This is a genomic window from Eisenbergiella porci, from assembly GCF_009696275.1.
Lineage (GTDB): Bacteria > Bacillota > Clostridia > Lachnospirales > Lachnospiraceae > Eisenbergiella > Eisenbergiella porci.
The window spans coordinates 1-12,542 of sequence record NZ_VUMI01000005.1; the positions used below are offsets into that span (position 1 = coordinate 1).

The 12,542-nt window shown below is 49.2% G+C and carries 13 protein-coding genes and 1 pseudogene; 12 read left to right on the plus strand and 2 right to left on the minus strand.

Annotation, left to right across the window (positions count from 1 at the left end; genetic code table 11):
- Positions 1 to 210 precede the first annotated feature (210 nt).
- From FYJ45_RS04125 to FYJ45_RS04155, 7 genes and pseudogenes are all read left to right on the plus strand, one after another.
- Positions 211 to 1,095, plus strand: a complete 885-nt coding sequence (locus FYJ45_RS04125) for a hypothetical protein (RefSeq protein ID WP_154463608.1) — start codon at positions 211 to 213, stop codon at positions 1,093 to 1,095.
- Positions 1,096 to 1,100: 5 nt separating this feature from the next.
- Positions 1,101 to 1,268 (plus strand): annotated as a pseudogene (locus tag FYJ45_RS30320) (hypothetical protein); the annotation flags it as partial.
- Positions 1,265 to 1,960 (plus strand): DinB family protein, encoded by a 696-nt coding sequence (locus FYJ45_RS04135; RefSeq protein ID WP_102288903.1) that lies wholly within the window; start codon positions 1,265 to 1,267, stop codon positions 1,958 to 1,960. The pseudogene FYJ45_RS30320 and the gene FYJ45_RS04135, both read left to right, overlap by 4 nt.
- A gap of 545 nt (positions 1,961 to 2,505) precedes the next feature.
- Positions 2,506 to 3,888 (plus strand): ABC transporter substrate-binding protein, encoded by a 1,383-nt coding sequence (locus FYJ45_RS04140; protein ID WP_195841647.1) that lies wholly within the window; start codon positions 2,506 to 2,508, stop codon positions 3,886 to 3,888.
- Positions 3,889 to 3,962: 74 nt separating this feature from the next.
- Positions 3,963 to 4,832, plus strand: coding sequence for a carbohydrate ABC transporter permease (locus tag FYJ45_RS04145; protein WP_025489851.1), 870 nt, complete (start codon positions 3,963 to 3,965; stop codon positions 4,830 to 4,832).
- The gene (locus tag FYJ45_RS04150; RefSeq protein WP_021640163.1) at positions 4,832 to 5,683 is read left to right on the plus strand and encodes a carbohydrate ABC transporter permease; all 852 of its coding nucleotides are present in this window, start codon (positions 4,832 to 4,834) and stop codon (positions 5,681 to 5,683) included. Before FYJ45_RS04145 ends, FYJ45_RS04150 begins: the two co-directional genes overlap by 1 nt.
- Before the next feature lie 49 nt (positions 5,684 to 5,732).
- Positions 5,733 to 6,668 (plus strand): glycoside hydrolase family 43 protein, encoded by a 936-nt coding sequence (locus FYJ45_RS04155; protein ID WP_154463610.1) that lies wholly within the window; start codon positions 5,733 to 5,735, stop codon positions 6,666 to 6,668.
- A 51-nt stretch (positions 6,669 to 6,719) separates the two neighbouring features.
- Here the strand turns inward: FYJ45_RS04155 and FYJ45_RS04160 are convergent, their stop codons facing one another.
- On the minus strand, positions 6,720 to 7,349 hold the full coding sequence (locus FYJ45_RS04160; protein WP_154463611.1) for a YesL family protein: 630 nt from the start codon (positions 7,347 to 7,349) through the stop codon (positions 6,720 to 6,722).
- Positions 7,350 to 7,369: 20 nt separating this feature from the next.
- Positions 7,370 to 8,323: an ArsR/SmtB family transcription factor gene (locus FYJ45_RS04165; RefSeq protein ID WP_154463612.1), complete on the minus strand. Its 954-nt coding sequence runs from the start codon at positions 8,321 to 8,323 to the stop codon at positions 7,370 to 7,372.
- A gap of 339 nt (positions 8,324 to 8,662) precedes the next feature.
- On the opposite strand from FYJ45_RS04165, the gene FYJ45_RS30030 reads away from it, so the two are divergent.
- The 5 genes from FYJ45_RS30030 to FYJ45_RS04185 all read left to right on the plus strand — a co-directional run bounded on the left by FYJ45_RS30030 (position 8,663) and on the right by FYJ45_RS04185 (position 12,485).
- Positions 8,663 to 9,049, plus strand: a complete 387-nt coding sequence (locus FYJ45_RS30030; RefSeq protein ID WP_207708387.1) for a sulfatase-like hydrolase/transferase — start codon at positions 8,663 to 8,665, stop codon at positions 9,047 to 9,049.
- A 97-nt stretch (positions 9,050 to 9,146) separates the two neighbouring features.
- Complete coding sequence (locus FYJ45_RS30035; protein WP_207708388.1) at positions 9,147 to 9,686, plus strand: hypothetical protein; 540 nt, start codon at positions 9,147 to 9,149, stop codon at positions 9,684 to 9,686.
- Entirely contained in the window at positions 9,643 to 10,488 is an 846-nt protein-coding gene (locus FYJ45_RS04175; protein WP_154463613.1) for a class II fructose-bisphosphate aldolase, read from the plus strand. Before FYJ45_RS30035 ends, FYJ45_RS04175 begins: the two co-directional genes overlap by 44 nt.
- Positions 10,489 to 10,499: 11 nt before the next feature.
- Positions 10,500 to 11,450, plus strand: coding sequence for a carbohydrate kinase family protein (locus tag FYJ45_RS04180; RefSeq protein WP_154463614.1), 951 nt, complete (start codon positions 10,500 to 10,502; stop codon positions 11,448 to 11,450).
- A gap of 57 nt (positions 11,451 to 11,507) precedes the next feature.
- Positions 11,508 to 12,485: an aldo/keto reductase gene (locus tag FYJ45_RS04185; protein ID WP_195841648.1), complete on the plus strand. Its 978-nt coding sequence runs from the start codon at positions 11,508 to 11,510 to the stop codon at positions 12,483 to 12,485.
- Positions 12,486 to 12,542 lie beyond the last annotated feature (57 nt).

A 12,542-nucleotide genomic window follows, 5' to 3' on the forward strand; every position in this document is an offset into this window, starting at 1 on the left:
CGCTGTTGGTATTGAACGAAGGTAAGTAAATAAAGTATAATGTCCATGAGCATTGGCTCCTTTCGTATAAGGTTGTTTTGGCGAGTGACATTATACCATAAAAGGGAGGTCAATGCTCTTTTTATTGTAAACTCCCATAAAATCAAGGTTTAACAATAAAAAACGGTAGTGAAACTTGACACTACCCCTGCAGAGAGGGAGGAATGGGAAATGGCGAATAAAGACATTTTCCGGACCACAGTGTTCGGCGGATATCAGAAGGAAGATGTGATGGACTACGTCCGTTCCCTTGAAAATGAGAAGGAAACGGTAAAGATTCTCGCCAGTAAAGAAAATGCAGGCATAAAAGCAAAGCTTGAACAGGAAAAGAAAGCAAATGGGGAGCTGAAAAATGCCCTTCTTTCCTGCAAAGAACAGCTGGGCCGGCTGGAAGCGGAATGCAGAAGACTCAGGAATTCAGTCCGGGACGGAGAGACAAAGCTTCGCCGGCTTCAGGAAATCCAGCGTCAGACTGAACGGCTGAAAAAAAGCAATCATGAGCTTATGGAGCGCTGCCGCAGGCTTGAGGCGGATCACAGGATTGTAAAGGGAAATGGCGAAGCAAGGAAAAGCGGATTGAATGGAGTGCTGGAAAAGCTGGTGCCCGCTGCCCGTGCGGCAAGACAGGAAAGAAAGGCCGGAATCCCTTTTTCACCGGAGGCTTCAGCGCCGGAGCCAATGCCCGAATTAAGCGCCGGCTTTATGGGAATGGAAGAATCTGCATCTATGGAAGAACCGGTTCCCGCACCGTCTAACATTGAAGAAACGACTGCCCGGACATTCCCGGAAGCCGAAGCTTTGGACACTTTGGAAAGCAAATCTTTGGATACACAGCTTTCAAAGGAGGAACCGGCCGTCATAACAGAGGAACCAGAGCCGGGATATCCGGAGGAAGATGACATGGAATCCGCGCAGGAGCTATACCGCAGGCATGCGGAAAATGTGAACCGTTCGATTATTACCGCCCAGGAACGGATTGCCCGGCTGCTGGAAGAGCTTCAGCTGGATACAGCCTCAGACGAAAAAACCCCCGGGCAGACAGCACCTGAGCAATAAAGCCGGTGGTATCAACCTACAACACAGACTATGTGCTGACAAAAGAGGAAAGCTTTGAAAGGGCCATGGCGCTTCTTGCCCGGCACGGCTATACGGTATTGCCAGATAATCCATCGCACAGCACAGATGACAACAGCTTACGAAACGCCGAAAGAGAAGGAGTAGCTGAATGAAATACTTTGGGGAAGGTCTCAGTGAAAAACATAAGGAACTCAGCAGAATCATACGCAGGCCGTCCATGCTGGAGCAGGCGGCGCAGCTGTTCCTGGAAATACATGCGTCCCTGCATTTATCCCGGATTTCCGGGACACAGCCCAATGAAGTGGATGCCCTTCTGAGTGATCTTACGGACAGCGAATATGCGGTAATGCCTTCGGGCAGGGATGAAACTATTGCCTGGGTACTCTGGCATATTGCCCGAATAGAGGATCTCACTATGGGAATCCTTGCCGCAAAGGGTAACCAGCTGTTTAATGAGGAATGGCAGAAACGGCTGAATGTCTCCATTACCGATACAGGAAATGCATTGACAGACGATGAAATCATGCTTCTCAGCAAAAATATAAATACTGCGGAGCTTATCAGCTACCGGAACGCAGTGGGAGAGCGTACAAGAAAGATAGTTCGGGAACTGGACAGCGAAGCTTTGAAACGGAAGGTTTCCTGTGAGGATATTGCCAGGATACGGCAGGAAGGCGGCGTCACACAGCAGGAGGAATCCGCCTGGCTCCTTGATTTCTGGGGGAAAAAGGATGTGGCCGGCTTATTGCTGATGCCGCCCACACGGCATGTCATGCTTCACCTGAATGACTGCTGCAGATGGAAACAGGAAATCCGGACAAAGAAAAAATTTTTCAGAAGCTGAAAATTTTTACCTGGGAAGTTATATATGTATATGATAAATCTTATATGCTGATACTGATGTGCGGCACTTTTTGGCACCAGCAGACAGCGGCGGCGGATCGGAACGGCAGCATTCCGGTTCGCCGCCGCTGTTTTTTATCTGTCATCTGTCATCCCGCTTAAATTCTGAAGCAACCTATCTTCATGAAATTCTTTTAATACCACCGCAATAACTACATAAAAATTGTAGCAAATATGTGTTGCGCATATAATTTGTATAAAATAAATAAATACTATGGAAAATACAGCAACGTAAATATATAATAAATACATAAATAAACAGATCAGACTATTAAGATAGGCCTATCGCATAGTCAAAATGATTATTTTACACAAACAATAAGCAGAATTGATAGTCAATTTAAAAATTACATTCAGGGATTGACAACGCGGAAAAGGAACAGTATTGATACAGTAATACTGCATTAATAAAATAAAAGCTGTTAATTACCGTATTTGTCACCTGCCGGAACTGTAAAACAAATTTCGAGATAGGAGGAAATGGTTATGAAGAGACTGGGCGCTGTATTATTATCAGCAGCTATGGTTCTGTCGCTTACGGCATGCGGAGGAAATACGACAACTGCTCCGGCTGCTTCGGAACCCGCCAAGGAACCTGCCAAAGAGGCTGCTTCCGAAGCAGGGAACGATGAGGCTGCCCCCGCTGCAAGCGCGTCTGCAGAAGGGACAGACATCAGCGGAAGTACACTGGAGGTAGCGGTTACCTATACAGGTGATCAGGCAACCACTTTCCAGGGACTGGTTAAAAAGTTCGAAGAAGAATATGGATGTACTGTGAATATCGCGGAATACGGCACAGATTACGAAAACACCTTAAAGACACGTATGGCGGCTAATGAGCTTCCCGACGTATTCCAGACACACGGATGGTCAATCCTCCGTTATAAAGAGTATCTGATGGATCTGAAGGATCAGCCCTGGGTTTCCGACTATGATGATTCCGCACTGGGCGTTATCCAGGACGACGACGGCGCAATCTATGTTCTGATGATTTCTGAACTGATTAACGGAACACTGGTTAACACCGACGTATGTGATGCTGCAGGCGTTGCTCCGTATACAATCCATACATGGGATGATTTCACAGCGGCATGTGAAAAGATCAAAGCCTCCGGAACCACTCCCATCTGCGTATTATCTAATCCCGGACTGCTGGCGAACTTTGCAGGAACCTTTGTAAGCTACGACGGCGAAATGTTCCAGGATTCCGCAGCAATGCTTGACGGCTCCTATGACTGGCAGCATTACAAAGAATCCCTGATTAAATACATGTCCGGCTGGATTGAATCAGGCTATTACTTCGATGATATCCTTACACTGGTTGATACCGACCTGACCGAGCGTTTTGCAGCCGGCAAGGGCGCCTTCTGCCTCGGCAACGACCCTTCCGTAATGCTTACCTGCCTTACCCTGAATCCTGACGCCAACTTTATTTTCCTTCCTTCCTTTGCATCCAAAGAAGGCGGAAAAGAGCATGTGGGCATCGGCGAAGGCGATACCTTCGGTATCTGGAAAGACACTAAGAATGCTGATGCGGCAAAAGTTTTCTTAGAGTACATGGCTCGCCCTGAAGTGGCAAAAGAAATGAATGCCGCAACCGGTAAAATCAGCTGTCTGAAATCCACCATGGCTATTGACGACGGCTACGGCCTGAAGGTATTCCAGGATATGAAGGAAAAATGCGCTGACTGCGATATCTTCTATGAAAACCTTTGGGACAGACAGTATATGCCTTCCGGAATGTGGCCGATATTCGGAAATGCAAGCAATATGCTTTTCGATAACCACAGTGAAAAAGGACAGGATGAAGTGATTGAATATCTGCTTGAGAACTACCAGGATTTATATGAAGCAGCTAAAGAGGGCTGATATAACTGATTAAACTAAAACGATGGTGGGGTGGCAATGCCATCTCACCAGTTTTAATATAAGGGGGTCATACTTTGAAGAAAAGAAAATGGATATATCTTTCCCTGACTATTCCGGCATTGGCTCTGATGATACTGTTCATAGCGGCGCCGCTTGTTAATGCGGTCAGAATCTCTTTTTTTAAATGGAATGGATATTCCCAGAACATGCGCTGGTATGGTCTGAAAAATTTTGTAAATCTTTTTACGGATAATCTGTTCTGGCGCGCGACGCTGAATACAATGATCTACGGCTTTGGTTCCACCTTTTTCCAGAATGTGTGCGGCCTTGCTGCGGCGCTGTTCCTGAATAACAAATTCAAAGGCAGGAACGGGGTCAGGGTAATTCTGTATATGCCTATCATGATTTCCGCGTTCATCATGGGCCAGATCCTTTACTACTTTGTACAGGCGGAGGGCGGTGTTTTCAATGAGCTTTTGGGAATCATCGGAATCTCCCCCATATATTGGATGAAAACCGGCCTCTCCTCAACGCTGATGATTATGCTTGCCAACTCCTGGCAGTACATGGGGCTTTGTATGATTATCTATCTGGCAGGACTGCAGAATATCCCTTCCATGTATAAGGAAGCCGCCAGGCTGGACGGCGCCGGCAAAATGAAGGAATTCATTTATGTGACGCTGCCTTTGCTGATTCCGTCCATTACCACAGCGGTTGTAACCAACTTAATCGGCGGTTTCAAGCTGTTTGACGCCATCGTGGCCATGTCCAACGGCGGACCGAACAGGAAGTCCATGTCCCTGTCATTCTACATATCCCAGCTTTATTTTAACGATGAAAAAGCAGGCTATGCATCTGCCGTGGGCATTATGACATTCTTTATCATTATGATAATCGCCCTGCCGGTAAATGCATATCTGCGCAAGAAGGAGGTTGAGTATTGATGGAAGGAAAGCTGAAAAAATCCAAAGGACCAAATACCCACTCCGTATGGTGGTGCTATATTGTAGCCATCCTGTTGATTCTGATTTATCTGCTCCCTATTTATATCATGCTGAACCTGTCCTTCAGGACGCTGCAGGATCTGGGCACCAAGCTGTCCCTGCCGGCCGCCTGGAATTTTGGAAACTATGTTGAGGTATTCAAAAGCGGTGATCTATGGCTAGGCTTTAAGAATTCCATCATTCTGGTGGTGGAAACCGTCACTCTGGAAATCGTCCTGTCCGCGCTTGCCGCCTACGGGCTTGCAAGAAGCAGCGGCAGGCTCGCGGAATCCATCCGTAATATCAACATGGGCATCATGATGATACCCAGCGTTGCCCTGCTGGTCGGCACCTACGGACTGATGGTAAAATTCCATATGACCAACACGCTTTACGGACTGGCTCTTCTGTCTGCGGCGGGAGGCATCCCCGGCACCATGTTTATGTATGTTAACTTTGTTGTTTCCATTCCCACGGCGCTGGACGAGGCTGCAGCCATTGACGGAGCCGGAGTGCTCAGGACCTTCACGCAGATCATCATGCCCCAGCTGAAGGCGGTTACGGTTACAAGAATTATCATGTCCGCCACCGGCTGCTGGAATAACTATCTGATGCCCATGTATTTGCTGCAGGATAAATCCAAATTTACAATTATCCTGGTAATCAAATCAGCCTTCAACAGAACGAACGGCGTCGGCAATCTGCCGAAGGCCTGTGCTACCTGTGCGCTGGGCCTTCTGCCGGTCATCCTGCTGTATCTGTTCCTGCAGAAATATATTATTGAAGGACAGATTGACAGTTCTGTAAAATAGCGGTTAAAATATAACCAAATATTATATAATACAGGAAGGAAGACAGACAATGAAGCTTTATAAACGTAAACCAGATGACAGGGCTCCTCTCGGCCAGCCGGACCCCTATATGATCAAAGCCGGCGACGGCAGATATTATATCTACGTCACAGGGAATCCCGGCCCCCAGCTATTTTGCAGCGACAGTCTGCTTGACGGCTGGGAATACAAGGGCTGCTGCCTGGAAGCGCCGGGGCAGAAGAATTGCTGGGCGCCCTGCGTGATCGAAATTGACGGTAAATATTATATGTATTATTCAAGCATGGATGAAGACAGCGATGATGAGCATGGCCAGACCATGAGAGTCGCGGTTGCTGACTGCCCCGGGGGACCGTTCCGGTTTGTGAAGAACCTTCTCCCTCCGTTCTCCATCGATCCCCATATGGTAGTTACCCCTTCAGGAATGTATTTATTTTACTGTGTAAACGAATACGAGGCCCAGCGTGTAGGAACGGTAGTAATGTGCGATAAAATGACAGATCCGTTTACCATGGAAGGAAAACCGGTGTGCGTCATCCGTCCCACCCTGGATGAAGAGATTTATCAGCGCGACCGTTTCAAAAAGGGAGAGCACTGGCATACCATAGAGGGCGCTTTTTATTTCAATCAAGGGAATACGCATTATCTGATGTACTCCGGCGCCTGCCACCAGAATCCTACATATTTTATCGGCTACAGCGTGGCGCACGGGGATCCGGACGCGGATTTACGAACGCTGGACTGGAAAAAATTTCCTGACGATACCACCTACGCGCCGCTTCTTTCCAAAAATGATTTTGTGGAAGGGATGGGGCATAACAGCGTGATCTTTGATAACGGAACATGCTATATCGTGTATCACGGGCGTGATATTGGAGACATAAATCTGCCGGAGGATGCCCGGTCTGCCAGAATTGATGAAATGAAAATAGACGGAGATGTCCTGTCCGTAGAAGTTACAAGATAACAGACTGGAGCGTATCTAAAAAGGACCGGCAGGTTTTGCCGGTCCTTTTGTTCACTTTGAAAGCTCTTCTAACGGATCCTCTTCCTGGTAATTGATATGTTTTTTGAAAACAGGCTCCTGCAGGTAGGAGGAGAGGAAGAAGAAACCGGCAGGCACGATAAACAGCAACGGCGGATAATAGATGGAAAGTTCAACTGCAAACAGAAACAGGCAGAGCAGCAGAAAATTTTTTACAAGATGACCGAAAGTAAGTCTGACCAGCAGGGTAAACAGCTCCTGTCTTCTGAGGCGGAATCTTCCCATCAGCGCAAACCCGTGTATCTGAACCGTCAGGCACACAAGAATGGAAAAGAGGGAGAAAAAAACATACATACCTGCAATCATGCTGTCCGGCCTCTGCCAGCACACATAGCCGGTGACGCCGAACAGGGCGTAGAGGAACAGCAGAAGGGCGGTAAAAGGAAGCGTCTGCCTCAGGTTTTCCTTAAAGGAATCCCGGAAGGTGGCAAAGGCATATCCCCGGTTCTGCCGCAGGACACGGATTGAGGTATGGTACAGGGCGGCAGAGGCGGCCCCGATCGTGAGCACGGGCAGGCTGCATACACACCACAGCACGCTTAAGATGACCATATCCGCCGCTTTATTCAATATTGTTACCAGAGTGCTTTCCTGATTAAACATAACGTTCCTTTCCGGGCAAATCAGCCGTTTTCGTATTCTACTTTCATTACAATGTCCTGGGCATAGTCGCCGAAATGCTTCCCGAACAGATTCATGCCCCCTACATGCTGGCTGTCACTGTCCACTTTCAGGATGAAGGAGAAGAAATAATCATTCAGCAGCCCCAGGCTTTCAATGGTTTCATCCGATATTTTCTGATTGTCCATGTAGCAGCCGCTGTGGGTGACATAAATTTTCTTATATTCACCGAACTGTGTGTTGGATTCACTCCACCAGCTGGGATTATAGATTCCCTTCCTTCCGCCATAATCCCCTTTGGTAAGGAAGGTTACGATTTTCTTATGGTTCAGCTCAAAGGTGATATCGGACGGCCAGTTATTGTTATAGCCGGGCGCCTCGGAGCATACCTCAAAGGAAAACTCAATCTGGGAGACTTTGTCCTGAAGCAGGGAGTAGTTGGAAAACTGGTATTCCAGAAAGCCCCTGGTAAACCACAGCAGGGAAGCATCTGTGCGATCCGGGGAATAAAAGCCATAGGGGCTGTCTTCATAATAAAGATAGGAAACAGCGGAGGCAATGCCGCATGGCGGAGAAATTTCGCAGTTGCAGTAGTGCCCGATTGGCATATTGACAAAGGCCGGCGGCTTCCGTGTGATTTTGTTCACATGGGCAAATACATCCAGGGAAACATTGGCCGTCTTAATGCCGCACAGCTTCTGTGAGCCCCGCATTCCAGGCTTGGGCACCACCGTAATCAGATTGGCCTCTTTCAGTGTCTTGATGTGCAGGCACATGGAAGACATGGGCAGATAGAAGGCCTCCGCCAGTTCGCTGATGGTCATGGCTTTCGCCACCAGGCATTTGAGAATTTCCAGACGGGTTTCAGAAGAAAGGGCCCGGCATATCCTGGCGGTAGTTTCCGTGTCCGATAGATCCATAACGATGTCTTTTTTATTTTTGACTTCTTCGTACATAGGATACTCCTTCAATAATGGGTGAAACGTCAGCCCTGCGATGGAAGCCGTCTTTCGGGCCGTATATGTTATGTGATTATAAACAAAGTATAGACAATCACTGTCAAAAAAACAATAGATAGATACATAAAAAATGTATTAAATGAATGCATTGCATATAAAATGTATATTATTAATTTATTATATTGAATTTTAATGTGTAATTTATATAATCAAGATAGGTATAGGTACATAATTTTTGGATGTATATTTCAGGAAAACAGCTGTGTCGGGGCGTGAATCCTGCCATCGGCCTCCCTGATTTCAATGTCTGCTAAAGCAGACAGATCGGAGCACTTTATGAATATTTTGTGGATTTGTACGGAGCAGCAGCGGTTCGATACACTGGGCTGCACGGGAAACGAATGGGTTCATACCCCGAATCTGGACAGACTTGCCTCCGAAGGGGTGTTGTTTGAAAACGCTTATGCACAAAGCCCCGTATGCGCGCCCAGCAGGGGAAGCTTCCTTACCGGCCGTTATCCCAGGACCTGCGGCCCCAGGCAGAACGGGCAGGATATTGATGCAAAGGAACGGCTGCTTCCCAGAATTCTTGCCGATAACGGCTATTACTGCGGCCTGGCAGGCAAGCTTCACCTGTCGGCCTGCCACGATAATACAGGAAGGCTGATGGAACCCCGCATTGACGATGGCTATCATTTTTTCCAATGGTCCCATCATCCGTAGCCGCACCACGGTACGAACTGGCCCGCCAATGCCTATAACCAGTTCCTGATGCAAAACGGCAGGGATTATCTGACGCCGGACCGAGAGGACTGCCCCTATGTCCAAACCGGCGTGGAGGAAGAATGACACCAGACTGCCTGGTGCGTCAACGAAGCCATACACTTTATGGAAAGCGCACGGATTTTTAAGGAAGGAATGGATGTTCTCCCTGAACTGCTTCAATCCCCATCATCCCTTTGATCCTCCGGCAGAGTATCTGGAGAGATACCTGAACAGACTGGATGAAATTCCGCTGCCCAATTACGAAGAGGGGGAGCTTAATAACAAGCCGGTTTTCCAGCAGAAGGATCATGAAGGAGCCTATGATACGAAGGACTATTATGCTTATGAAAAACACCCCGCCGCAAGCAACGGGGCATTTGACCCTCGCGGCAGTCGCCAAGTGGACGCACGAGTGCATCCGTTTGGCTCGTTGCCCGCGGAAATACAGGGAACAAAGCCTGGAATCAGAAACCAGCGCTTGGAAAACCGGCAGGCACAAAGCCGGCCGGTCATAGATGTAACCGCATTATGCGGAGAAACGGAGGGTTTCTATGGGACTTATGGATGTAAAAAGTATCTTGAAAATGGCGGATGAAAACCGGTTTGCGGCGGCGGCCATCGATGTATTCGATTACCAGTCCGCGCACTGGGTGGTGGAGGCCGCGGAAAGGGAAAAGATGCCCGTACTGCTGATGTTTTACCCGGATATGAGCTGGTTCATTCCATTCAGCACTATGGCGGCCATAGCGGTGGATCTTGCCAGGCAGGCAAAGGTGCCGGTAGGCGTCCATCTGGATCACGGCAAATCCTATGAGATAGCGGTGGGCGGCATTGCGGCAGGCTTTCCTTCCATTATGTATGACGGCTCCGCGCGTCCCTTTGAAGAGAACCTGTCGGTTACGGCAAGCGTGGTAAAATGCGCCCATCTGCTGGGAGTGGATGTGGAGGCAGAGCTGGGAACCGTGGGACAGGGCAGCAGAAAAGAGGATTTCTGCAACGAGGAGCTTTATACAAAGCCTGAAATGGCAAGGGATTTTGTTGCAGGGACGGGCGTGGATTCCCTCGCCGTTGCCATAGGCAACAGCCATGGACATTATGTCTGCGAGCCGCACCTGGATATCCGCAGGCTGGATGAAATCAATAAAACCATCGATACCCCTCTGGTCCTTCACGGCGGCTCGGGCATTCCGGCAGAGCAGATGATCGAATCCGTAAAATATGGAATCAATAAGGTAAATATTGGAACCGAATTTTTTGAAAAGTGTAAAAACTGTATTGCAGCGCATATGGGAGAGGACGGATTTGTCCTGGAGCATTACAAAGAAGCAGGGGAAGAGGTAATCGATTTTGTCAGAGGACGGATTGCCCGGATTAATCCTTACCATTTCTCATTATAGGGAGGGAAACTATGGATGTTGTGGGAATCGGGATCCCTTACTATGATATGGTGATCAACGTGAGCAAAATGCCCGGGCTGGACGGTGCGGCGGGCGCCAACGAAGCTTTTTACCAGGGGGGAGGCAAGGTGGCGACCGCAATGGCCGCTGCCGCCAGATTGGGGAGAAGCGCAGGCATGATGGCCAAGGTAGGCGAAAACCACAGGGGCCAGTTTATCATCAATGATTTCCGCTACAATGGTGTGGACACCTCCGCCATCATCGTGGATGCCCCGGGGACCTCCAGTCCCTTCTGCCTGTCTCTTTCCGAGGAGGAGCACAAAACCAGGATTTTTATCGGCAAGGAGGGCACCGCAGGAGAACTGCTGCCGGAGGAAATCGATTATGAATATCTGGGCAAAGCAAAATACCTTCATTTGGAAAACGGCAGACCTGCCAGCGCGGCGGCAGCTCTTTTTGCCAGGGAGCACGGCATTGTAACGGTGATGGATGCGGATAATTATCAGGAGGGGATTGTGAAGCTGCTTCCCTGTCTGGATGTTTTTATCGCCTCGGAATTTTTCTACCGGGATATGTTCGGGAATCTGCCCTATGAGGAGGGCTGCAGGAAGCTGCTGGAGGCCGGCCCGTCTACGGCGATAGTTACGCTGGGAAGCAGGGGAAGCGTGGGGATGACGGCGCAGGATGGTTTTTTCCGGACGGAAAGCTTCCAGGTGCCGGTCAGGGATACCACGGGCGCCGGGGATGTTTTTCATGGAGCCTATATCGTGGGGCTGCTGGAAGGGATGGACGCGCCGGAATGCGCCAGGTTTGCCAGCGCGGTTTCCGCCATAAAATGCACCTGCTTCGGAGGAAGAACCGGGATTCCCAACCGGGAGACGGTGCAAAGGTTCCTGGAAACAGGCGAAATCGACCGGACGGAGGCACAGCGCAGACTGGCTTATTACAGAAACAATTTATAAACGGAGGACGTGTCCATACACGGCACGCCGTCCTCCAGCAGAATGGAGGGTTATTTTATGGGAATGGTGTCATTGGGTAAAACAAAGCTTCAGGTATCCGAAATCATCCAGGGTACCTGGTTCATGGGAAAGGATTACTGGGGAGGGGCCGAGGACAGGGAATCCGCAGAGGCGATACAATGCGCGCTGGAACACGGAATCAATACCTTTGATACAGCTTATATTTACGGAAAGGGGCATGCGGAGGAGCTGCTCGGGGAAGCGCTCCGCGGTGTGCGGGATAAATGTGTTATCATTACAAAGCTCTGGAAAACAGATATGGCGCGGGAAAGGGTGCAGCCAGGGCTGGAAGAGGCCATGCGGCGGCTGCAGACGGATTATATAGATGTCTTCTTCATCCATTATCCTTCGGAAACCGTGCCGATCGAAGAAACCATGACAGAGCTTATGCGTCTGAAGGCCGAAGGAAAAATCGGAGCCATCGGCGTATCCAATTTCAGCCTGGAACAGATGAAGGAGGCGCTGCGTTTCGGGGAGATTGATGTGATACAGCCCTGCTACAGCCTTCTCTGGCGCTTTATTGACAGGGATATCCTGCCCTTTGCCATTGAGAACAAAATCGCCGTAATCCCTTATTCGCCTCTGGGACAGGGTATTCTTACCGGCTCCATGCAGCCGGGCCATACCTTCAGGGAAGGGGATTCCAGACAGAATACGCCGCTGTTTGCACCGGAAAACTTTGAACGCGCGCTGGCCGTAACCGAACGGGTGAAGGAGGCCGCCGCCAGATATGGCAAAACACCGGCGCAGACCGCCATCCGCTGGGTAATGCAGTGTGAAGGCATGACGGCGCCGATTGTGGGCGCCAGGAACAGGAAGCAGGTAAATGACAACGCAGGCGCATGCGGATGGGAGCTTTCCGCAGAGGATATGAAGTATCTGGATGAGTACAGCCGGGACTTCGCTTACAGCCTGCCGAATTATAAAACGTTGTTTGACAAAACTATTGTATGGTGCAGGCGTAACGGTATATGAAACGGACAGTTACCGGTTACTTACAGACATATTTCACATGCCCGTTGGGACGGGCAG

Coding starts and splice junctions, on each gene's coding strand:
- FYJ45_RS04160 (WP_154463611.1), bottom strand. CDS start 7,349: ATGTTTAATCAGGAAAGCACTCTGGTAACAATATTGAATAAAGCGGCG.
- FYJ45_RS04175 (WP_154463613.1), top strand. CDS start 9,643: ATGGGACTTATGGATGTAAAAAGTATCTTGAAAATGGCGGATGAAAAC.
- FYJ45_RS04125 (WP_154463608.1), top strand. CDS start 211: ATGGCGAATAAAGACATTTTCCGGACCACAGTGTTCGGCGGATATCAG.
- FYJ45_RS04155 (WP_154463610.1), top strand. CDS start 5,733: ATGAAGCTTTATAAACGTAAACCAGATGACAGGGCTCCTCTCGGCCAG.
- FYJ45_RS04150 (WP_021640163.1), top strand. CDS start 4,832: ATGGAAGGAAAGCTGAAAAAATCCAAAGGACCAAATACCCACTCCGTA.
- FYJ45_RS04165 (WP_154463612.1), bottom strand. CDS start 8,323: ATGTACGAAGAAGTCAAAAATAAAAAAGACATCGTTATGGATCTATCG.
- FYJ45_RS04180 (WP_154463614.1), top strand. CDS start 10,500: ATGGATGTTGTGGGAATCGGGATCCCTTACTATGATATGGTGATCAAC.
- FYJ45_RS04185 (WP_195841648.1), top strand. CDS start 11,508: ATGGGAATGGTGTCATTGGGTAAAACAAAGCTTCAGGTATCCGAAATC.
- FYJ45_RS04135 (WP_102288903.1), top strand. CDS start 1,265: ATGAAATACTTTGGGGAAGGTCTCAGTGAAAAACATAAGGAACTCAGC.
- FYJ45_RS04140 (WP_195841647.1), top strand. CDS start 2,506: ATGAAGAGACTGGGCGCTGTATTATTATCAGCAGCTATGGTTCTGTCG.
- FYJ45_RS30030 (WP_207708387.1), top strand. CDS start 8,663: ATGAATATTTTGTGGATTTGTACGGAGCAGCAGCGGTTCGATACACTG.
- FYJ45_RS30035 (WP_207708388.1), top strand. CDS start 9,147: ATGTCCAAACCGGCGTGGAGGAAGAATGACACCAGACTGCCTGGTGCG.